Origin of the sequence: Bacillus sp. AM1(2019) (assembly GCF_009906915.1) — a bacterium.
GTDB classification, from domain to species: Bacteria; Bacillota; Bacilli; order Bacillales; family Bacillaceae; genus Bacillus; species Bacillus velezensis.
The window spans coordinates 1,096,601-1,117,735 of sequence record NZ_CP047644.1 but is presented as its reverse complement, the minus strand read 5'-3'; the positions used below and the strand labels follow the sequence as shown (position 1 = coordinate 1,117,735).

The window sequence follows — 21,135 nt, the reverse complement described above, 5'->3', positions numbered from 1 at the left end:
CTTTTTGATAGAAAAAAAGATCCGCTCCAAAAAGGAGCTTCGGATCTTGTTACAGTGTAAGAACGTGACCTCCATCGAAGAAATAGAGCGCACGCCCTTTCACTTTCGTTTTTGTAATTTGTTCAACCGCTTTTGTATACAATTCGATTTGTGTTTCATACCTTTTTTGCAGAATCGGAGCCGCGCCTTCAAATCCGTTCAGGAATTTCCCCTCTATCCGATCTGTTTTATAGTCCAGCAAATAGAGACCGTCCGCAGTTTCGTAGAGGCAGTCAATAATCCCCTGCACGAGCAGCGGTTCACCGGCCGTTTCGGCATCCTTGTACACCTCGCCGGCCGGAAGCGCCATACTGAACGGCACTTCCCGGTCAATCCGCAGCGCCCCGAGAAGGTCTTTCCCGATTTCAGTTCCGAAAAACTGGACAATTTCTTCTATATCAATAGCTTCCTGCTGTTCTTCTGTCAGCAGCTCTTTTTCGTAAAGCATCCGGACCGTCCGCTCCGCTTCTTCGGCAGTCGGAACGTGCGTCAGCGGTATGTGCTGCATCACCGTATGCATCGCCGTCCCTTTTTCGGCGGCTGTCAGCCCTTTTTTCATCATAAAACCGGGACGCCTGTATAAAAGCGTGTCTCCTGACGGTTTGATGAGAGAGCGGCCGCTGTATTCATCCTCGTATTCTTGCTTTCTCTTCAGCTCAGAAACTGACTGCTTCGTTCTGATAGCCGTCAGCTCTCGGTACGGATATTTCCATTCAAGCAGACGGCGCGCCTGATCATCAAATGAAAACGAATCAGGAATCGGCTCGCCCTGCTGAATCGCTTTGAGACGTTTGCTCTTTTCTTCAGCACGTTCTTTCGGATTCTCTTCCAGCAATTCACTTTGCTGCAGCATCCGGATGTGAAAACGCGACGGGTCGCGCGCGATATCCTCAGATGAGGAAAGTCCCGGCGTCCTGTGCGCTTCCATGTCACGGTGGCGGATGAGCGCCGGCCCGATAAAGTCCAAATAAGATGACGCCTGATAGCGGTCGAATTCAGAAAGAAGCCAATCGGGCCGGTCTGCTTGCGCCTGCCATTTGGCCAGCTGTTTTTCCCGGTTTTTGCAGGAACCGACGAGAAACAGCTTTTCCTTCGCTCTGGTCAGCGCCACATACAATACGCGCAATTCTTCGGATAAGAGCTCTCTGCGCATCTTTTTCTTCATCGCCACAAGCGGAAGAGTCGGATAGCTGATTCTGAGTTCCGGATGAATATACTTCGTGCCGAAACCGAGCTCTTTATCAAGCAGGTATGATTTGTTGAGATCCATCATATTAAAACTTCTGCCGAGTCCGGCGGTGAAAACGACGGGGAATTCAAGTCCTTTGCTGCTGTGGATCGTCATCAGCCGAACGACATCCTCCTGCTCGCTGAGCGCCCGGGCCGTCCCCAGATCATCGCCGCGCTCCTGCATCCGTTCAATGAACCGCAAAAAGCGGAATAACCCGCGGAACGCCGTCGCTTCGTACGAGCGCGCCCGGTCATACAAGACGCGCAGATTGGCCTGGCGCTGCTTTCCGCCAGGCATGCCGCCTGCATAGTCAAAATATCCGGTATCGCGGTATACTTCCCAAATCAGCTCAGACACCGAATGATTCGTCGAAAATGACCGCCACTTTTGCAGACTGTCATAAAAGGTTCTCAGTTTTTGATACAGGTCATCATGCCTGTCAGCGTTCGCTATATATGCTTTCAGCGCTTCATAAAACGGCGCTTTTTTCTTTTCAAGGCGTATCAGCGCAAGTTCATTTTCGTCACAGCCGACGATGGGCGATCGCAGCACGGAAGCAAGCGGAATATCCTGATACGGATTATCAATCACCTTCAAGACTGAAAGCGCCGCAGCTACCTCCACGGCTTCAAAGTAACCCGACGTCAAATTGGCGTACACCGGAATGCCCTGGTTTTTCAGCTCTTCCATTATTTGCGGCGCCCACGGCATGGAGCGCAGCAAAATTACGATATCCCGGTACTGGATATTCCGGTGTGTTTTTGTTTTGCCGTCATATACCTTAAACGGAGATGAGACAAGCTTTCGGATCTCCCCGGCTATCGCTTTCGCTTCCCAATGCACAGTTTCAAAGTCTTCGGTATCCTCGGAGCTGTCTGCGCCATCAGCGCTGTCAATGAGCAGCAGTTCCGTTTTTGCCGCGTCATTCGGCGGATACGATGCGCCGAGCTTCAATGCCGCCTGTTCATCGTAATCCACTTCGCCGATTTTTCCGCCCATCAGCTGCTTAAACAAGAAATTCGTACTGTCCAAAATATCGGAGCGGCTGCGGAAATTTTGGTTCAGGTCAATTTTCTGCCCCGCGCCTTCCCCGCTTTCTGTAAACCTTTTATATTTCCCGAGAAACAGCAGCGGCTCAGCAAGTCTGAAACGGTAGATCGATTGTTTAACGTCGCCTACCATAAACAGATTTCCCGTCTCTTCATTCCCGCTTTTAACAAGCTGCAGGATAGACTCTTGCACAAGATTCGTATCTTGATATTCATCAACCAGAACTTCATGGAACTGGTCTTGATAATAAACGGCCGCTTCGCTCGGCACTCGCCGGCCTTCTTCATCAACCGCAGTTAAAATCGCCAGGCAGTAATGTTCCAAATCTGAGAAATCAATAATTGATTTTTCTTGTTTCGCCGCTTCAAATCGTTTTCCGTATGATATCACGAGCTGAACGAGCGTTTCGATGACAGGCTTCATATCTGTTAAACTCTTTAAGTGATCTTGCGGACTTCTTGTAAAGTAATCGGTCTTTACCTTTTCGATCAGTTTCTTCGCGCCGTTTCGCAAATCGGTCGCTTCGTCCAAAAGCGCTTTGTCAAATTCATCGCCCTTTACCGCCTTCGCCCGCTTAAAGGAGACTGCGGGAACCCGTTCATACAGCGCATCGAAGTCATGCCGGCAGCTGATCAGCTCTTCTATCTGCTGAAGGTCATCCAGAAAATTATCAGCGCGCGGGGCCGGCCCGCCGGGCGCTTTTGTCAGTTCAAGCGCCTTCTCAAGCTTTTGTTTTGCCCCGAAGAGCGCCATTTCAGCATCTTCTTTCACATACTGGTAAAACGGAAGCTCTTCCATTTTGCTTTCTTCCGTCACGTCATACAGGCGGACAAAGCTTTGCAGCCACGCTTCCGGGTCAGGATGCGACCGGGAATACTCGTACACCCGTTTGACAAGGTCTTGAAGATCAAGATCATGCCTGTCTGTCGTATATCTGTCCGCAAGCTCAAAAAACGCCTGATTCCCTTTTGCGTATTCATCTTCAAACAGCTCATCAAGCACTTCGTCTCCGAGCAATTCGCCTTCCGTCTGGTCAGCCATCCGAAAACCGGGGTCAAGATCAATCATATAATAATATTTTTTAAGCACTTGCAGACAGAAAGAGTGAAGCGTCGAAATGCTCGCCCGATTTAATAGAGAGAGCTGCCGTCTGATATGCAGAGATCCCGGATTTTTGGCGAGCTCTTTTTCTAATGCTTCCGCGATCCGATGCTTCATCTCCGCTGCTGAGGCGTTTGTAAAGGTCACCACAAGGAGCCTGTCAACATCAACCGGATCTTCCTCCGCGGTTATCTTTCTGATCATCCGTTCCACGAGCACGGCCGTTTTACCTGATCCGGCTGCGGCAGCGACCAGAATATCGCGGCCGGAAGAAACGATGGCGCTCCATTGGTCATCCGTCCATATGCTGTCTTTCGGTTTAGGAATTTGCATCATCATCCGCCTCCTTCTTCAGCCAATCCAGTATGGTGCCGTCTTTTTCCGCTTTCAGGCTGCGGTATTCATTTTCCTTAAGCGACTCATCAAACTGGCACACCGATTGAAACGCACAATACGTACAAGGCGTCTTATCTTTCAGCTTATACGGGGTAATGGACACAAGCCCGTCCGTTATCGCTTCGCCCGCCTGTTCAAATGTCCGCCGCACATGGTCTGTCAGCAGATGAAAATCCTGTTCACTGACCGCGGCTGAGTCGGATCTTAAAGAACCGTCCTTTTTCAAACCGGCATTGACGATATTTGAACGCCCTTCCTCCAACGTCGTGTCCATCAGGCTGATCGCCTCCCGGTCACCGAGGAGAAGGCCTTTCATTTTAAATTTCTTAAAAATTTCCTGCTCGATTTCATCAAGCCCCATCGGCAGACTGGCCTGAATCATCGGATCATGAATATGGAAATACAAAACGCCTGCCGGTGTCGCTTTCATGCCGAGCCAATCCGCGGAATGTGTAATCGATAAGTCAAGATATGTGAGCATTTGCAGAGCGAGCCCGTAATACACCTCCGCCAGATCAAGCCCCCTGTCGCTTGATTTATAATCAACGACTCTCAGCAGCAGGCCTTTTGAGCTTTCCGCTTTATCCACGCGGTCGATCCGTCCGACGAGTTCCATCGTACAGCCGTTTTTCAGCGTGAAAGTGAGCGGAGGCAGCGGCCCGCTTCCGCCGAAACCGAGTTCAAGACCGACCGGGACGAAACCGCTCGCCTTCGCATGCTCGCTTAATATGCCTGAAACACGCGTGACGATCTTCTGCAGTTTTTCCTTCACATAAAAGTGTCTGTTTGAGCTGAGCAGAATCTCTTTTTGCAGCTTTGGCGCAAGCCGTTCCACCGCTTCATAGGAGAAATTCCGGCACTGATCTTTCGTCAGATCGCGCCATTCCAGCTTCTGCTCACGAAGCCGGTCTGAAATCAGCTTCAGGCTGGAGTGAAACAGCTGGCCGATATCCGGCGCTTCCAGCTTGAAAAACTGCCGCTCTTTTAATTGAAGCCCGTGTGATGCAAAATGGGAAAACTGGCAGGCATTAAACGCCTCCATCCGGGAGACGCTTCCTTTAATATGCTCGCCGTAAAGCTGGCGCGAAACAGGCCGTTCAAGACGCTTCGCCTCATTGCGGAAAAACAGGCTTGAAAACAGCTTTTTCGCACGTTGGTGATCAGACTCTTTCATCAGCACATTGTATGCGCTCCACCATACGTCACTGATCTCGTACTCTCTTGTCCACAGCCTGAGCTGACTTGCCGTATATGTCTGAGCCACCTGTATATTGACGAGATACTGAAGCTGCTCTTCTTCGCTTACCTGCTCGGGATCAGCCGCTGACAGCTTTTCCTGATGATCGGGAAACAGCTCGCCAAGCCTGTTTACAACGATTGACGGCAGGAGCGTTTTTCCTTCCGCATCGGCAATCGGGTACGACACATAAAGACGGTCAGACGGACTCGACAGCGCCATATAGATGAGAAAATGCTCATCAAGCAGGCGCTCACGCCCCGCGGAAGACAGCTCCACTCCGACCGCTTTCAGCCACTCCCGGTCATCATCAGACAGCACGCCGTTTTCATCCGGGCGCGCCGGAAGAACGCCGTCATTGGCCCCGATGACGAATGTGCAGGACGTGCCGTACATTCTTGAGAGATCCATATTCCCTACAAATACTTGGTCAAGCGCAGGAGGAATTAAAGAAAAATGAAGCGATTCCGTTCCCGTTTCAAGCATTTGCTGGAACAGCGCCAAAGATATTTCATCTTCACCCATCATGCCGGCAAACTCCTCGAGAAGCTGGATAACGGCATCCCACGCCTGGCCGTGCTGCTGCGCTTCGATCATGTTTCCGGCCTCTTCGGCCCGCTGCCTTTTTCGGTCCAGCTTCAGGGGAACATCGGTATCTTCCAAAAAGAGATAAAGAGCCTCCGCCATGCTTTGAACCGTTTTCGCCTTTTTCATCCGGTTTTGAAGCCGGACAAGGGGCGCGGCCATCCACTCTTTCGTCTCATTCAGCATTTGCTCCATCTCTATTTCCTGATCTGTCTGCGCGAAATCCTCATCGAGCGATACGAAGCGCCTGTATACAAACCGCTCGCCGCTCGTCCAGCGCTCCCCTTTAATGCCGTAGGCGATACAGTAGTTTTCAAGCTGATCAACCTGCTCTCTTATTTTCTGCTCCGGCTGATCAAGCGGGAATAACAGTTCGGTTTTCGCACAGCGGAACACCGCTTCATATCTCCAGTTCCCCTTCACGACATCCAGGCTTGAACGGATGAATTCAATAAGCGGGTGATGCTGCATAGAAGCTTTTCCGTCAATAAAATAAGGAAGCCCGTAATCGGCAAACACTTCCTTCAGCAAATCTTTATAATCTTCCGGCTGACGGATGAGAATCGCCATATCTTTGTACCGGTATCCTCCGTCCCGGACAAGTGATTGAACTTCCCGGGCAATACCTTCAAGCTCAGCTCTTCTGTTTTGCGCCTGCATGACGGTAAAAGCTTCCTGTCCGCCGGTATACGCCGCGGCGGGACGCACATCGTACTGCGACTCTATACAGGCAAGCTCCGGCACATGCCGATGCCGCTTCGTGCCATGCAGTTCCTTGCAGGAAATATCGGCATTCAATTCCTTTGCCGTCTGATAAAGCTTATAGTATGTGCTTCCCGTCATTCTGAACAGATCGAGCTCATCCGGTGCCTGTTCCGCCGAAGGGCTGTCCGCCGTCAGCGAGAATGTGACATGTTCAGCATGCATGATCAGCTGCTCCAGCACCCTTAATTCCTGCGGCGTAAATTGATAGAATCCGTCGACGTAAACACGGGCGCCTTTTACAACGTCCGCCAAAGGAATCTGCTGAGCGAGCAGCGTCAAATAATCCTCTGAATGCAAATAGTGTCCGGCGAGGCTTCTTTCCATCTGCTGATATAAAATGCCTAAATCATGAAGTTTTTCAGACAGCATCCGCTCTCCGCGATATTCTGACGCCGTTCCGCTTTCCGCCATGCGGCGGACGTCTTCAGGTTCAATACAGTACCGCTTAAACTCTGTCAGCATCCGTTCCACCTGCTCAGTGAACCCGGTTTTGTCACTCGCTTTTTGATACACTTTAAACTCGTGCTTATATTCTTCAATCAGTTTCCTTAAAAGCATCTGCACACCCGTCGTCGTCACAAACGGGCGGTTCATGCCCCCGGTATGGTGAAGCACGCGCCACGCCAAACGCGAAAAACTGAACACTTGAGCGCGTATCATGCCGCCGATATCCGGCGTTTTAGCAAGCTCATATTCCATTAAAAACGTCATTTGATCCGGGACTAGAAAAATGATCGGTTTCCCGAACGGCTCCCGGCGCAGTTCATCTTGAATGCTGTCGATAATCAGCCTCGTTTTCCCACTCCCCGATCTGCCTACTAAAAACTCAACACCCAAATTAGAAGACCCCTCTCTTTTTATCTTTCTACATTTTATCGAAAGTTGACGAAAATGACCAATCTCATCTGCTGGTAAAAACGGGATGACTATTTTAAAAAATATCGTTTTTGACCAAAATAAAGAAAAAAGGACTAATGATGATGTCAGAATATCCCGAAGTGATTGTACGGACGGCTCTGTCGTTCAGCATTCTGTTTATCGGCGCCCGGATACTCGGTAAACAAACCATTTCACAGATGACGCTTTTTGATTTCATTGCGGCCATCTCGCTCGGCGCCATCACGGCAAATCTGTCGTTTAATACAAAGCTGCCGATTCATTATAATGTCATTGCCTACATTATTTTCGTGGCAATCATTTACCTTGTCGCATATCTTTCTATGAAAAATAGGACCCTTAGGGGTTTCTTTGCAGGCAAACCGACCATTATCATTCAAAACGGTAAAATACTTGAGCATAATATGAAAACGATGCGTTATACCATCGACTACTTGAACCAGCAGCTGCGTGTAAATGACGTATTTGACATTTCTCAGGTTCAGACTGCCATCATTGAAACAAACGGCAGCATGTCAGTGGAGGTCAAACCGGAATTTGCGCCCATTACAAGACAGGATCTCGGCATCTTTGCCGGACATGAAAAGAACTTTGCCGTTGAGCTGATTATGGACGGCCGGCTGGTGATGAAGAATCTGGAAGAAAACCACGTATCGGAAAAATGGCTGAGAGAAGAATTGGACAAGAGAAACCTCAAACCGGAAGACGTCGTATACGCTGTGCGCGGAAGCAACGGCCGGCTTTTTGTCGACACATACGACGACCATATTACATCGCCGCTAGATCAAGAATAAAAATGACATCCGCACATGTCACGGGCTGCCGCCGTATAATACCCTATAAACATCCGGGGGTGAGTCCAATGCACGAGAATTTTTTTCATTATACAGCCATCTGCAGTGACGATTCTGTGCTTATCAAGGATCTGGTAAAATCCATAAACGGTGAATACAGCGCTGTGATTTGCTACTCAATATTAGCCGAAAAAGCGCCGACCGCAGAAATCAGAAGACGAATCGAACATATCAGAGAAGAAGAAGTGCGCCACCTGCACGCTTTCTCTTCACTGTATACGTCAATTACCGGAAAACAGTTGACGCCGAAACAGACGGAGCATTGTCCGCACACATACAGAGAAGGACTGAGGGCGGCGTTTTATGATGAGCAGAAAACGAATGATTTTTATTTGCAGGCATCCGATAGAGCGGTGCATCCGGAAGCGAAGCGGTTATTTGCCCGCACGGCATTTGACGAGCAGCGTCATGCCGTCTGGTTTTTATACGATATGGCCCACTCTCCTTTCCACCATACAGGGGGAACGGTATCAAACGCGCCGAACACAAGCTACACCGAGGTAAATACCGGAAAATAACGGTTCAGGCAGATCACGCTCCCCCGCCGGGAGTCTTCAGACCGCAGACAAACCCCGTTCTTTCAACATGAGAGAATGGGGTTTACTTTTCGAGCCGTTTTTATACTCCCTCTAAACAATGGATAACTTCTTCATTGTATAATCAGCAAAAACCCTTTATAATAAAATAAACCAACTGGTCGGTTTTAAACGAACCGAGCCCCGCTTTGCCGGGACAACGATATGAATGAGGCGGAAAGGATCTGTGTGAAGTGACAAATACAAAAGGCGGTGCCGGAAAGAGCGAAAAGACGAAGAACAGGCTCGTATCCGCTTCGCGTGACTTATTTGCAAAAAAAGGATATTCAGAAACATCGATTCGGGATATTTTAGAGGCGGCCGAAATCAGTAAAGGCAATCTATATCACCATTTTAAAGGAAAAGAGTTTCTGTTTCTTCATATCATGGAAGAGGATCACCGCGTGATGATCGAGACGTGGAGGGAAATGGAAGCTGATCTGAAAGATGCTGCCGAAAAACTGGCGGGCTTTGCGGAGCTGCTCAGCCGGATGAGCATTAATTACCCGCTTATGAGAGCAAGTGAAGAGTTTTATGCGAGTGCGTTTACGTCAGAGGAGGTCGTAAAGCGGCTCAACAAAATTGATATTGAATATGACGATGTGATGAGGGAGATCTTAGAAGAGGGAAATCAAGACGGCAGCTGGTCCATTCATCATGTCGAATCAAAAGTGAAAATCCTGCTATCCGTCTTCTACGGTTTAGATGTGTTATATAAAAACGATACCATTCAGCAAAGAATCGAATTGCAAAAAGAAGCCATCTCCGCGTTTATTCACGGGTCGATCAGCGCTGATAAACAGAATGACAGCTGACAAAGGAGAAACAACATGCAAAAACCGATCAGAGAACAAAAGGCTGTACTCATCATCTTATTAAGCAACATATTTATTGCGTTTTTAGGCATCGGATTGATCATTCCCGTTATGCCGCTGTTTATGAATGTGATGCACTTGACGGGCAGCACAATGGGATACCTTGTCGCTGCCTTCGCCGTCGCGCAATTAATTGCATCCCCCATTGCGGGGAGATGGGTTGACCGCTTCGGCAGAAAAATCATGATTCTCGCCGGACTGTTTTTGTTCGCATTATCCGAACTGACCTTCGGATTGGGCACACATGTCTCCATTTTATATTTCGCAAGGGTGCTGGGGGGCATCAGTGCCGCTTTTATCATGCCCGCTGTTACAGCGTATGTCGCAGATATTACGACGGTGCAGGAAAGATCGAAGGCGATGGGCTATGTATCTGCCGCCATCAGCACAGGGTTTATCATCGGGCCCGGCATAGGAGGATTTATTGCCGATCACGGCGTTCGAATGCCGTTTTTCTTTGCGGCGGGAATTGCATTTATCGCAGTGATTTCCTCTGTCTTTATGCTGAAAGAGCCGTTAACTAAAGAAGAACGCGCAAAGCAGATGGAAAGCGTCAAAGAATCAACCTTCTTAAAAGATTTGAAAAAGTCGATTCATCCAAGCTACTTGATCGCCTTTATCATCGTCTTTGTTTTGGCATTCGGGCTGTCGGCGTACGAAACGGTATTCAGCTTATTTACAAACCATAAATTCGGCTTCACTCCAAAGGATATCGCCATTATTATTACGTTCAGCTCCATTGTGGCGGTCCTCATTCAAGTGCTCGCATTCGGCAGACTTGTCAACTTCCTCGGGGAGAAAAAAGTCATTCAGCTTTGTCTGATCATCGGCGCTGTGCTGGCTTTCGTTTCTACGGTGATGTCAGGGTTTTTACCCGTGCTCGCTGTCACCTGCATCATTTTCCTTGCGTTTGATTTACTGCGCCCGGCACTGACAACTTATCTATCGAAAATCGCAGGAAATCAGCAGGGGTTTGTTGCCGGTATGAACTCAACATACACGAGTTTGGGCACCATTTTCGGCCCGGCTCTGGGCGGTATTTTATTTGATATGAATATTCACTTCCCGTTTCTGTTCGCAGGTGTGGTTTTATTTCTCGGTCTGGGATTGACCTTTGTGTGGAAAGGAAAAGCGGGCGAGGTTTCGGAGTAGGGTGCACTCACCCATCTCCGGAGCTTTTTTGCGTTTTCGATAAGAAAAATGAATGGATTATGAGAAATAATTCATTATTTATTTATCTCAAAATCTATACTATAGTAATAGTAAGGTTAACGAGCTTAACAATTTAATATGGATGTTTCAGGAAGAAGGGTTTTCATTGAAGAAAGACAAACATCTCCTTACGGATATCTGGTTTATTCTCATCAGTGCGGCAGGGGGATTTCTTCTTTCGCTTACAGGGATGTCGATCGCCTGGATGCTCGGAACGCTGGCAGCCGGCTGCATCCTCTCCATGACGAGGCCCCGCTGGCTGTTCATGGCGCCTGACAGAAGAGGGATTCACCGCAGATGGCTTGCGGCGGGACAAATGATCCTCGGCATCGAACTCGGCCAGAAACTGAACCTGTCCGTTCTGTCGGTTTTACGGGAGCATTGGCTTCCGGTAGGCTTCATGCTGATTTTCTCTATCGTGATGGCGCTTGTTTCCGGATATGTGCTCTTTCGGTTCAGCCGGACGGACATGATGACAAGCTTTGTAGGCACGGCGCCGGGCGGTTTATCCGCCATGCCCGGTATCGCCCAGGAAGTCGGCGCAAACACCGCGATTGTAAGCCTTATTCAGCTGACGCGCGTCCTTTTGGTCGTCATGACAATACCGTTTCTCGTCATTTTCTTATTTACCAAACAAAACGGTACGGCTCAGACATCAGCCGGAGCCGTTTCAGCAGGAGCTTCACATCCGGGCCTTATTCCCGCCTTGTTAACGGCCGGATTTATTTTGGCTGCCTGGCTTGCAAGCAAAGGCGCAAAACGGCTGAAATTTCCCGCCCCTTGGCTGCTCGGCAGCATGATCGGCGTTGCTGCTGCGGAAATCGGCGGGTCCGCCTTGGCGGGCAAAGACATGCTGGCCTGGTGGCCGCCGGAAGCGAACCAGCTGTCCCAAATTTTTCTCGGCGCCACAATCGGATCAAAAATGTACAAAAGCATGTTCACCGGTGTGACGAGAGTGCTGACCGTCGGATTTATTTCTTCCGTCGGATTAATCGCCGCCATGATTCTGAGCGCGGTTGCGGTTTCTAAATTAACGGGCATCTCCATGATTACATCTGTTCTCGCCTTTTCTCCCGGCGGGATCGCCGAGATGGCGGCGACTTCGATCACCCTGCATGAAGACTCGACTTTCGTCGTCGCTGTTCAGGTCATCCGGATCGTTCTCGTCATCGCCATGCTTCCGCCCTTCTATCGGCTGCTGCACCACCTTTCTCAGCTGAAACGGGCACACGGTGAAAGAGGAACATGATCCGAATAAAAAAACACGCATCCATATGCGTGTTTTTTATTTGAACAGCTCTCCGCCGCCATTTACAGACCGCCAGTTTGCTGAAAGATCACGGAACAGCCGTTCAGCAAATAACAGTTCTTCATCTGTATAGCGGTCTAAAAACGCCAAGAGCCGCTTTTTTATCAATTCATGATATTCATGATGAAGGGAATGCAGCTCTTTCCCGGCAGGAGTCAGCCGGAAATAGACTTCTTTTTTATTGTCGCTCAGCCGGGTTCTGCGCAGAAAGCCGGCTTCCAAAAACTTCGCGCAGCTTCTCGACACGGTCGGCTTTGTCGTCTTCATTTTTTCCGCTATTGACGTGACATTGATCGGTTCATGATCTCCGATACACGACAAAATGTGAATTTCCGTCAAGGTCAACTGTAATTTTTTTCCATTTTCTTCACGGAGTTCGTCCATCCGTCCGGCCAACGACGCCCTGATGTCCTCCTGACACCTCTCCTGCTCGTGAAAAATATCTGTCAGCCCTTCAAGAATCATGTGTTTTGCATGGTCTGGCTGTCTTCTGTCCAACTGCTGAATCACCCTTCCGTATTGATTGTTTCTTTTACTATAACGTTTTGTTACACAAGAAACAATCACACAGGCGCATAAAAGGGCATCAGATGAATCCCCATCTCTCCAAACCGGCCAGAAGGGCTTCTTCCGCTTCACGTCCCGAGCCGCCGGCTGCCCATGCCGCGTGGCCGTCCGGCCGGATTAAAACGGTGTGGACGTCATCCCAATCGGCACGTGTTTCAGCAAGCTCCGCACTGACAGCTGCCACGCTGTCCGTATCAATACCGGCGGGAATGCTCCCTCTTAATGACAAAAGCACAAAGGCGCCCTTATGAAGAAAATCATACAGCCGGGCCGGCCGCCCGTCATGAAGGGTCAATTCGATATCCGGCAGGCGTTTTCCGTTCAGGATATGCGGCGGCAGCTCCGCATCCGGTTCATAATGCAGATCAAGCGCGGATACTTTTCCCGCCAATAAACGGTTGGACTCCTGAAAATCCAGCAAAGCGGTCATCGTTTCTCTTAATGCCATCCCCGACTCGGTAAAATCCATGAGCTTTATCTGGGTTTTTATATTGTGCAACACTTCTTTTCCTGTGCTGTGCCTTTCCTGATGATAGCTGTCCAGAAGATGAGGCGCCGCTTTTCCCTTCACTTGCGCCGCCAGCTTCCAGCCGAGGTTGAAGGCATCCTGAAGCCCCGTGTTCAGCCCTTGGCCGCCTGCGGGAAAATGAATGTGCGCCGCATCACCGGCCACAAAAACCCGGCCTGATCGGTATTGTTCGGCCTGACGCTCGGCATTGCCGAACCGCGACATCCATACCGGATCACTCAATCCGAAATCAGTGCCGCATATCCGCCGCAGGTCTTCTTTCAGCTCATTTTCGGTGACCGGCTCTTCCTTCCGCTTTTGCGGAGCGTGCGGAGAAACGATGAGGACGCGGAAAAGTCCGTCCGTAAGAGGGACAATCACAACCGATCCCTCCAGGCGGCACGTTGACAAAAAGGAAGATTCGGGCGGATGTTTCAAAGCGGCATCACAGAGGGTTCCTGTTAAGTCGGCATCAGTGCCCGAAAAAGCGATGCCCGCCTGTTTCCTGACAATGCTCCCCGCTCCGTCTGTACCCGCGGCATATAAACTGTGAAGAGTGCGGATACCGCTTTCGTCCCGGAACACCGTCTCCACTCCGTCATCCGTCTGGGTGACAGCCACCGCTTCCGCCCCGCGGATGATGTCTGCGCCGAGACTTGATGCATACTCCTCCAAAATCCGCTCCGTTTCTGCCTGAGGCAGCATTAACGAATAATTCTGCTTCGTATCCAGCCGAGAAAAATCCAGCCGTGTATCAAGCATGGAAAAATGGCCGGAAGACACCTTCGTCCCTTTTTCCAAAAAGCGTTCCAATATGCCTCTCATGGCAAAAAGCTCAAGTGTGCGCGGATGCATGATAAGCGCTTTGGAATATGGCACCGTCTTCTTCAATCGTTCAATAACAGTCGTTTTCACTCCGGCCAGCGCCAGTTCTGATGCAAGCATAAGCCCGACCGGACCTCCCCCGATAATGGCAGCCTGTGTTTTCATCTCATCAGCTCTCTTTCATATTTTTTGTTACACACGTAACAAAATCACCAAAAAATAAAACGCCTCCTTTTTGTTTCACGCGTAACAATTTTCATTATAGTCTTTCCTCTGCTTTTTTACAATCATTTCCGAAAAAAAAGACGCCGTTTACTTGGCGTCTGATTCACTGATGACTCCGACAATGTCTTTATCCTTAATCGGACCGAAATGACGGCTGTCGAGGCTGTATATGCGGTTGTCGCCAATAACAAAGTATTGTCCCTTCGGTATGCTTTTGCGCCCGGTCGTTTCCTTCAGCGTATAATCACCGGTCACATGGCTCCCGGCGGACAATGATGACTTTAACGGTTTTAAAAACGGTTCCGCCACCCGTTTTCCATTCACATACAGCTGATCCTCCCTGTATGCGATTGACTCGCCGGGGAGCCCGATGACTCGTTTGATCAGCACTTTGCGGTGCGGGCCTTTAAACAGGACAATATCGAAACGGCGGATCGTTTTGTAACGATGGGAAAACTTGTTGACCATCAGCTCATTTCCTTGTTTAAAGGTCGGATTCATGCTGATTCCTTCGACTTTATAATCAATAAAAATGGCATTCTTTAATTGTATGGCCAAAACAACGATAAGCACGCCGGCTATAAACCAAAATCGTTTTTTCAAGATTCCTGTCTCCCTCCGTCTTTCTCATGCTGACTGATTCTCGTCTGTAAACGCCGTTCGATATGCTTTCCGGCATACCACAGCACCGCGATCACCGTTATGGTGCCCGCCATCCTGAAAGGCTGTGTCATGAGTGCGTGAAGATCATACCCGATAAAGCTGATCATAAAGATCATGACCATTTTCCCCATAGCGGCTGCTGATATAAACTGCAGCGCCCCCACCCGTGACAGACCGGCAACGATATGAACCGCAGCGGACGGCGTAAAGGGGAAGCAAAGTAAAATAAACAGCGGACCGAAACCGTGCCGCTCAACCCAGAGCATCATCCGCCTTATGGTCCGATGCCTGCGGATGAAACCGAAAGCTCTTTTCTGTCCGAAACGGCGGACGGCATAAAACATCAGCATCGATCCTGCCGCAGATCCAAGCCACGACAGAAAAAAACCTTCCCACAAACCAAATGCATTCGTATTCGCCACCACAAATACAACGAGCGGCAAAAACGGAAGAAACGCTTCAATAAAAGGCAGTGCAGCCGCAGCCGCCGGGCCGAAAGCTCTATAGCTTTGGAACCATTCCGTCAGCTGTTCCTCAGTCAAATATGATAAAAAATGCTCCAACGTTTATACTCCTTAACGAGTTTGTCTATCCTTATTCTACACATTATCTCCAAAAAACGAAAATGTTTACGAGATTTTCCGACTTGAAATATCGTGTAAGCGAGTATAAAATAAGAACAAACGTTCTCTTTTTTAAGAAAGAAGGAGTATTTATGCCTGACATCCGGAGCGGCACCCGCGATCTCATCGAAAAAGGGCTGTTTCTGCCCATGGCGGCTGCCATCCTGAACCGGGACCTCGAAGCGCTTGATTCGTGCCCGTTCAAATTAAAACAACCCTATAAACAGCTTATCGGCTGCTCTTTAAAATTAGCACAAAAGGATTTGAGTGATGTTAGAAAAGAGTTAAGAAAGCGTAAAATTAAACTATACGAAGCGGAAAGAGATGAAGCATTTACGCTTTATATATGCACCATTAACGGCTATGAAGAAAAACACCGTTATTTCAACCCGAGAATACGGGAACAGGTAACCGCCTTATTGGAATATTACCTGTCTATTGCGACCATTTAAAAAGCAGCCGGGACTGCTTTTCCTTTTCAGCTGATAAATTTCAGACTATTCACACTATACATTCGACATGATTTTCTTTATAATCGGGACACGCTGTTTTCAATGAAAAGGAGGAATGTTATGAAACTGATTCATGTTCTCGCCGCCCTGCCCTTTTTCGGAATTCTCGCCGGCATTCCATTTGCCAACCGGGTGACGCCTTATGTTTTCGGAATGCCTTTCATTCTCGCGTATGTCGTCATCTGGGCGGTGCTGACTTCCGTTCTGATGGCCGCCGTTTACAAATTGGACAAAGAAAACAAGGCGGGTGAGGCGGAATGAACGCAGCATTTCCCGTAATGGCCGCCGTGCTCCTGTTTTGTGTATGTCTCGGAATCCGGGCCCGAAAAGGAAAACATATGGACCTTGAACAATGGACGGTGGGCGGACGCGGCTTCGGCACGATGTTTGTCTTTTTATTAATGGCGGGAGAAATATACACGACCTTCACATTCCTCGGCGGAAGCGGATGGGCTTACGGAAAAGGAGGCCCCGCCTTTTATATTATCGCGTACGGCTGCCTTGCCTACATTTTGTCATATTGGCTTCTGCCAGCCGTGTGGACTTACGCCAAACAACACAAACTGATGTCGCAATCAGATTTTTTTATTTCAAAATACAACAGCCCGCTCCTCGGCATTCTCGTATCGCTCGTCGGCATCGCATCCCTCATCCCCTATCTCGTCCTGCAGCTGAAAGGGCTCGGATTAATTGTTTCAGCAACGTCATACGGACAGATTCCGCCCTCAGCCGCTGTCTGGATCGGCGCTGTCTCCATCACGATTTATGTGATGATATCAGGAATCCACGGTTCGGCGTGGATATCAGTCGTTAAAGATATCATGATTTTAGGCATCGTCCTGTATTTAGGCATTTATTTGCCCATTCATTACTATGGCGGGTTTACGGAGATGTTCAAACAAATTGACGCCGCAAAACCCGGTTTTCTCACGCTGCCGGAAACCGGACAGAGCGTTTCCTGGTTCAGCTCAACGGTTTTGCTGACCGCCCTCGGCTTTTATATGTGGCCCCATACATTTGCCGCTTCCTATTCGGCGGAGCATCCGCGGGTGTTTCGGAAAAACGCAATCATCATGCCTCTTTATCAGCTCGTCCTGCTGTTTGTCATCTTTACCGGATTTGCGGCGATTCTGCAGGTGCCCGGTTTAAAAGGGACGGACACGGATCTCGCCTTATTAAAGCTGTCTGTGAAAACCTTTGATCCCTGGTTTGTCGGACTGATCGGATCGGCGGGCATTCTGACGGCGCTTGTACCCGGTTCAATGATATTAATGGCCTCAAGCACGCTGTTCGCCAAAAATGTGTACAAAGCCATTCTGCCCGGCACGACTGACGAAAAAGTCTCACGGCTCGCAAAATACGCCGTACCCGTCATCGCGCTGATATCCGTATATTTTACGCTGAAAGGCGGAAATACCATCGTCACCTTGCTTTTAATGGGCTACAGCCTTGTCACCCAGCTTTTCCCCGCCCTCTTATTCAGCCTGCCGAAGCGGCGTTTCATCACAAGCCACGGCGCTTTTGCCGGCATAACGGCCGGGGTCGGAACGGTGGCCTTCATTACGCTGACCGAATCAACCATCGGAACCCTCTTTCCGTTTCTTCCGCAGATCGTTAAGGATATGAATACAGGCATCATCGCACTGGTTCTGAACATTGCCGTCATGTTTGCAGTCAGCGCCGCAGTCAGAAAAAAACAAATCGGCGCAGCCGAAAAGGCGGCTTAAATGGTAAGATAGCGGTAAGATACACGAAAGGGGAAAACCGCATGATCATGACAACGACCGAAACCGTCGCCGGAAAACAGATTACGGAAGTGAAAGGCTTGGTGACAAGCAGTATCGTCCAGTCCAGACACATCGGCAAAGACTTGCTTGCAGGCTTAAAATCTGTCGTCGGCGGCGAATTGAAAAGCTATACTGAAATGCTGGAAGACTCCAAAAAAGCGGTGAAAGAGCGGCTGATCAGAGAGGCGGAGCAGCTCGGAGCGAACGCCATCGTCGGCCTGCGGTTCGAACTGACCGCAGGACAGAACACATCCGAATTAATCGGATACGGAACCGCCGTCACCGCCGAATCCATTTAAAAAAACAAGCCTCTTTAAAGAGGCTTGTTTTTTTATTTCTCACATGCGATATAGTCTTTATCTCGGTCAAGTCTTTTATTTGCATTGTAAAGCGCTTTTGATACATACGGCTTGTACTTTGTTCTGCCGCCCTTGTTTTTCACTTTCGACGATTTGGCCACGCCGCCCTTGTACACCTTATTCAGCGCCTTGCAGTTTTGATACGTTTTCACCTTTGTTTTCGCTTCTGCCGTCTGCCCCGCTCCGTATGAACATCCGAACACCAGACCGAAAGACAAAAGCACAGCTGCCGTCTTTTTCATCTCTATCCTATCCCCTCTCCTGAGTTATGCGGTATTGCTGAACATATCATAGTTCAAATAATCTCCATTTACAAGAGAAATAGGAAAATAGTTTCAATTTACGTCCGACTGTATATCTTTTATAGAATTTTTCCCAAAACCTTTTATAATATGAATTGATAGCGCTATCTGACTATGATGATAGGAGGAGAAATGATGATGAAAAAAGGGCTTTTTGCGGGTGTGCTCACTACAGCCGTTCTATTCGGCACATGTACGGCGGAAATTCCGGGGTTGATCAGTCCCAATACGGCGGAAGCGGCGTCTCAGCTCAGCAAAGGAATCGGCGGAAGGGCCTACCTGAACAGCACGGGTTCTGTACTCGTCACGAAAATTCAGCTTCCAAGCTCAATTCAGGTGTCAAATGGGACAGCCTATATTTACTCAGGATTTACCGGAGGCACAGAGGCTGATATCGGACTTCAGTACAGTGACACCTATCATGTATGGAAACCGATCATGAAAGTCGGTTCAAAGGGACAAGGCCAGGTCAAGTATCTGGAAGGAGAAAGCCAATTCACCTATACGAAAGGCTTCCGGCCCGGCAGCACCGTACAGCTGACCATCTACAAAAATCTGAACGGCAATACCCGCGCCACATACTGGGGCACAAATAATGACGGATACACCGGCCGCATCATCTCAGAACTCGCCCAAACAAATGTAGGCTCTGTCTCAAAATGGAAAGCGCTCGCCACCGTCGCGGTCACATCAGAGGATCAGCGCCCTTACATCAAATCAAACTTCTCAACAGCCTTTACGAACATCACGATCGACAATAAAGCAATCACACCTGTGATTGATACACAGGATTTTGCCAAATTGACAGTGTCAGGCAGCAGCGTCAGCATGTCTGTCGTCAAATAAAGAATTTTGAACGCACGATTTCCCATATCGTGCGTTTCGTTATGTCAATACTGCCGCCGGGTGAAAAATTGGAAACGAGGCGGATTTTCATGTACACTTTATGTAAACCACAAAAATGATTGACGTTCAGTCATCATTCATACAGGAGCGAAATTTATGAACAGAGAAAAAAGGCTTGAATTAAAGAAAGTCAAACCGAAACATTTGCAGCAATTTAATCAGCTGCTCCGATATGTTTTCCAAGTCACGAACAGTAATCTGCATGAAGTGGGATGGAAGGAACCCGAAATCGCCTCCGCAAAACTCCCCGTTTTGGAACAAGCGCATGTATTGGGCTGGTTTGACAAAGACAAACTCGTTTCACAGGCGGCCGTTTATCCATTTCAAGTCCGGATTTTTAATAAAACGTTCGAAATGGGCGGTGTGACGGGGGTCGGAACATATCCCGAATACGCCAATATGGGATTAATGGCGAAACTGTTATACAAAGCATTAGTTGACATGCGTGAGCGCGGTCAGTCCGTATCCTATTTGTTCCCCTACTCCATCCCTTACTACAGAAGAAAAGGCTGGGAAATAATCAGCGATAAAATGATGTTTGAGGTGAAAGACTTTCAGCTCCCGAAAATGAGCACCGTTTCCGGTGAAGTGGAACGCGTCGAGCCGGAACATGAGGTCATTAAAGAAGTATACAGCCGATTCGCGCATAAAAGCCATGCGGCCATGATCAGAAATGAACTGGCATGGGATGAATATTGGCGCTGGGATTTAGAAGAGCTTACGGCTGCCGTGTATTATGACCAATCCAGACAGGCGAACGGTTATGTTCTTTACTGGATTGCAGATGAAGTTTTCCATATTAAAGAAATGGTATATGTAAATGAAGAAGCGCGAAGAGGCCTGTGGAACTTTATTTCGGCTCATTTCTCCATGGTGACAAAAGTCGTCGGCGACAATTATTCTAATGAACCGATCGCCTTTCTGTTAGAAGATGCTGAAATTGAGGAAACGATTTCTCCTTACTTTATGGCCCGGATTGTCGATATTGAGCAATTTATCAATCAGTATCCCTTTAAACCGCAAAAAGAGAAGCGGACATGGTCTTTTACACTGGAAGATCCGCTGCTTGAATGGAATCAGGGCGTCTTTACAGCGGAGATTTCGCCTGAAGGAAAAGCCGTTTTAAGCCCGGGCGGCGATGCTGATGCGGCGAAACTGGATATTCAGACGATGACGGCATTATTATTTGCATACCGGAAACCAGAATATCTTCACCGCACGGGCCGGCTCGAATGCAGCCCGGACACATTGGAATTCATTGAGGATTTGCTGGAAACGCAAACCCCTTATTTCTCGGATTACTTTTAATAAAAAAACAGCCCTCCTCAGGGTTGTTTTTTTAATATTTCTTTCATTATTTCCGCCAAAATGCTGAGCAGTCCGCCTTATCCTGAATATTGAATTGAATCATGCGTTCAAGCAGATCATAATGCACTGGTTCAGTCCATTGAATTCTGAACAAACGGGAAGTAGCGCTGTAGCCGGCACGGGCAATGTCGTCGGCAAAATGCGCAATTCCCGCTTCTTCGGGGGAAACACTTACATGATGCTTTGCTGCCGCAAAGCCGATAATAAAGGTGCCGTGATCCGTAAACATCGGCGTGTTCCACTTGATCTGCGCTTCTAAGTTCGGAAATCGGCCAGCCGTCCACGACAGGATTTCCTCCATTCGCAGACGATGATCAGGGCTGTCGATACTTGATAAATAGTCTTTGAAAACGTCCATGTCTTC

The 21,135-nt window shown here is 48.7% G+C and carries 19 protein-coding genes; 11 read left to right on the top strand and 8 right to left on the bottom strand.

What is annotated here, in order from left to right:
- Positions 1-49 precede the first annotated feature (49 nt).
- Together addA and addB are read right to left on the bottom strand one after the other, a co-directional pair.
- Positions 50-3,754 carry a helicase-exonuclease AddAB subunit AddA gene (gene addA / locus GNE05_RS05755; RefSeq protein ID WP_160183193.1) on the bottom strand — a complete coding sequence of 1,235 codons (3,705 nt, stop codon included), beginning with the start codon at positions 3,752-3,754 and terminating at the stop codon, positions 50-52.
- Positions 3,741-7,241, bottom strand: coding sequence for a helicase-exonuclease AddAB subunit AddB (gene addB, locus GNE05_RS05750; protein WP_160182548.1), 3,501 nt, complete (start codon positions 7,239-7,241; stop codon positions 3,741-3,743). Before addB ends, addA begins: the two co-directional genes overlap by 14 nt.
- Before the next feature lie 140 nt (positions 7,242-7,381).
- Between addB and GNE05_RS05745 the strand changes: the two genes are divergently transcribed.
- The 5 genes from GNE05_RS05745 to GNE05_RS05725 all read left to right on the top strand — a co-directional run bounded on the left by GNE05_RS05745 (position 7,382) and on the right by GNE05_RS05725 (position 12,066).
- Positions 7,382-8,095 (top strand): DUF421 domain-containing protein, encoded by a 714-nt coding sequence (locus GNE05_RS05745; protein WP_014417366.1) that lies wholly within the window; start codon positions 7,382-7,384, stop codon positions 8,093-8,095.
- 68 nt (positions 8,096-8,163) lie between these two features.
- Positions 8,164-8,673: a ferritin-like domain-containing protein gene (locus GNE05_RS05740; RefSeq protein WP_007610501.1), complete on the top strand. Its 510-nt coding sequence runs from the start codon at positions 8,164-8,166 to the stop codon at positions 8,671-8,673.
- Positions 8,674-8,924: 251 nt separating this feature from the next.
- Positions 8,925-9,545, top strand: a complete 621-nt coding sequence (locus GNE05_RS05735) for a TetR/AcrR family transcriptional regulator (protein WP_017417412.1) — start codon at positions 8,925-8,927, stop codon at positions 9,543-9,545.
- A gap of 15 nt (positions 9,546-9,560) precedes the next feature.
- Entirely contained in the window at positions 9,561-10,757 is a 1,197-nt protein-coding gene (locus tag GNE05_RS05730; RefSeq protein ID WP_014417364.1) for an MFS transporter, read from the top strand.
- Between the two features lie 166 nt (positions 10,758-10,923).
- Positions 10,924-12,066, top strand: coding sequence for an AbrB family transcriptional regulator (locus GNE05_RS05725; protein ID WP_160182547.1), 1,143 nt, complete (start codon positions 10,924-10,926; stop codon positions 12,064-12,066).
- Positions 12,067-12,102: 36 nt separating this feature from the next.
- Here the strand turns inward: GNE05_RS05725 and GNE05_RS05720 are convergent, their stop codons facing one another.
- The 4 genes from GNE05_RS05720 to GNE05_RS05705 form a co-directional block, all read right to left on the bottom strand.
- Positions 12,103-12,624: a MarR family transcriptional regulator gene (locus tag GNE05_RS05720; RefSeq protein WP_012117244.1), complete on the bottom strand. Its 522-nt coding sequence runs from the start codon at positions 12,622-12,624 to the stop codon at positions 12,103-12,105.
- Between the two features lie 88 nt (positions 12,625-12,712).
- Complete coding sequence (locus GNE05_RS05715; RefSeq protein WP_160182546.1) at positions 12,713-14,191, bottom strand: monooxygenase; 1,479 nt, start codon at positions 14,189-14,191, stop codon at positions 12,713-12,715.
- A gap of 147 nt (positions 14,192-14,338) precedes the next feature.
- Entirely contained in the window at positions 14,339-14,854 is a 516-nt protein-coding gene (gene lepB / locus GNE05_RS05710; RefSeq protein WP_003155158.1) for a signal peptidase I, read from the bottom strand.
- A complete protein-coding gene (locus GNE05_RS05705; RefSeq protein WP_160182545.1) occupies positions 14,851-15,477 on the bottom strand; it encodes a TVP38/TMEM64 family protein in 627 nt (208 codons plus the stop codon). The genes lepB and GNE05_RS05705 overlap by 4 nt, the downstream gene beginning before the upstream one ends.
- A 152-nt stretch (positions 15,478-15,629) precedes the next feature.
- Here GNE05_RS05705 and GNE05_RS05700 point away from each other — a divergent pair, with 152 nt between their 5' ends.
- The 4 genes from GNE05_RS05700 (at position 15,630) to GNE05_RS05685 (ending at position 18,135) form a co-directional block, all read left to right on the top strand.
- Complete coding sequence (locus GNE05_RS05700) at positions 15,630-15,989, top strand: YhjD family protein (RefSeq protein ID WP_014417360.1); 360 nt, start codon at positions 15,630-15,632, stop codon at positions 15,987-15,989.
- A 120-nt stretch (positions 15,990-16,109) separates the two neighbouring features.
- Complete coding sequence (locus GNE05_RS05695; RefSeq protein ID WP_007409181.1) at positions 16,110-16,310, top strand: DUF3311 domain-containing protein; 201 nt, start codon at positions 16,110-16,112, stop codon at positions 16,308-16,310.
- Positions 16,307-17,776 (top strand): sodium:solute symporter family protein, encoded by a 1,470-nt coding sequence (locus tag GNE05_RS05690; RefSeq protein WP_160182544.1) that lies wholly within the window; start codon positions 16,307-16,309, stop codon positions 17,774-17,776. The genes GNE05_RS05695 and GNE05_RS05690 overlap by 4 nt, the downstream gene beginning before the upstream one ends.
- 41 nt (positions 17,777-17,817) lie before the next feature.
- Positions 17,818-18,135 carry a YbjQ family protein gene (locus tag GNE05_RS05685; RefSeq protein WP_003155166.1) on the top strand — a complete coding sequence of 106 codons (318 nt, stop codon included), beginning with the start codon at positions 17,818-17,820 and terminating at the stop codon, positions 18,133-18,135.
- Between the two features lie 32 nt (positions 18,136-18,167).
- Here GNE05_RS05685 and GNE05_RS05680 read toward each other — a convergent pair whose 3' ends face one another.
- The gene (locus GNE05_RS05680) at positions 18,168-18,437 is read right to left on the bottom strand and encodes an excalibur calcium-binding domain-containing protein (RefSeq protein ID WP_003155168.1); all 270 of its coding nucleotides are present in this window, start codon (positions 18,435-18,437) and stop codon (positions 18,168-18,170) included.
- A gap of 195 nt (positions 18,438-18,632) precedes the next feature.
- Here GNE05_RS05680 and GNE05_RS05675 point away from each other — a divergent pair, with 195 nt between their 5' ends.
- Positions 18,633-19,343, top strand: coding sequence for a YrpD family protein (locus GNE05_RS05675; RefSeq protein WP_160183192.1), 711 nt, complete (start codon positions 18,633-18,635; stop codon positions 19,341-19,343).
- Positions 19,344-19,499: 156 nt separating this feature from the next.
- The gene (locus tag GNE05_RS05670) at positions 19,500-20,711 is read left to right on the top strand and encodes a GNAT family N-acetyltransferase (RefSeq protein ID WP_160182543.1); all 1,212 of its coding nucleotides are present in this window, start codon (positions 19,500-19,502) and stop codon (positions 20,709-20,711) included.
- Between the two features lie 46 nt (positions 20,712-20,757).
- Here GNE05_RS05670 and GNE05_RS05665 read toward each other — a convergent pair whose 3' ends face one another.
- Positions 20,758-21,129, bottom strand: a complete 372-nt coding sequence (locus GNE05_RS05665) for an iron chaperone (protein ID WP_160182542.1) — start codon at positions 21,127-21,129, stop codon at positions 20,758-20,760.
- Between the last annotated feature and the right edge of the window lie 6 nt (positions 21,130-21,135).

Bases quoted from the DNA above. Each gene is read 5' to 3' on its own strand.
- GNE05_RS05745 (WP_014417366.1), top strand. From the start codon at position 7,382: ATGATGTCAGAATATCCCGAAGTGATTGTACGGACGGCTCTGTCGTTC.
- GNE05_RS05665 (WP_160182542.1), bottom strand. From the start codon at position 21,129: ATGGACGTTTTCAAAGACTATTTATCAAGTATCGACAGCCCTGATCAT.
- GNE05_RS05695 (WP_007409181.1), top strand. From the start codon at position 16,110: ATGAAACTGATTCATGTTCTCGCCGCCCTGCCCTTTTTCGGAATTCTC.
- GNE05_RS05670 (WP_160182543.1), top strand. From the start codon at position 19,500: ATGAACAGAGAAAAAAGGCTTGAATTAAAGAAAGTCAAACCGAAACAT.
- GNE05_RS05680 (WP_003155168.1), bottom strand. From the start codon at position 18,437: ATGAAAAAGACGGCAGCTGTGCTTTTGTCTTTCGGTCTGGTGTTCGGA.
- GNE05_RS05690 (WP_160182544.1), top strand. From the start codon at position 16,307: ATGAACGCAGCATTTCCCGTAATGGCCGCCGTGCTCCTGTTTTGTGTA.
- GNE05_RS05675 (WP_160183192.1), top strand. From the start codon at position 18,633: ATGATGAAAAAAGGGCTTTTTGCGGGTGTGCTCACTACAGCCGTTCTA.
- addA (WP_160183193.1), bottom strand. From the start codon at position 3,754: ATGCAAATTCCTAAACCGAAAGACAGCATATGGACGGATGACCAATGG.
- GNE05_RS05715 (WP_160182546.1), bottom strand. From the start codon at position 14,191: ATGAAAACACAGGCTGCCATTATCGGGGGAGGTCCGGTCGGGCTTATG.
- GNE05_RS05700 (WP_014417360.1), top strand. From the start codon at position 15,630: ATGCCTGACATCCGGAGCGGCACCCGCGATCTCATCGAAAAAGGGCTG.
- GNE05_RS05685 (WP_003155166.1), top strand. From the start codon at position 17,818: ATGATCATGACAACGACCGAAACCGTCGCCGGAAAACAGATTACGGAA.
- GNE05_RS05730 (WP_014417364.1), top strand. From the start codon at position 9,561: ATGCAAAAACCGATCAGAGAACAAAAGGCTGTACTCATCATCTTATTA.
- GNE05_RS05740 (WP_007610501.1), top strand. From the start codon at position 8,164: ATGCACGAGAATTTTTTTCATTATACAGCCATCTGCAGTGACGATTCT.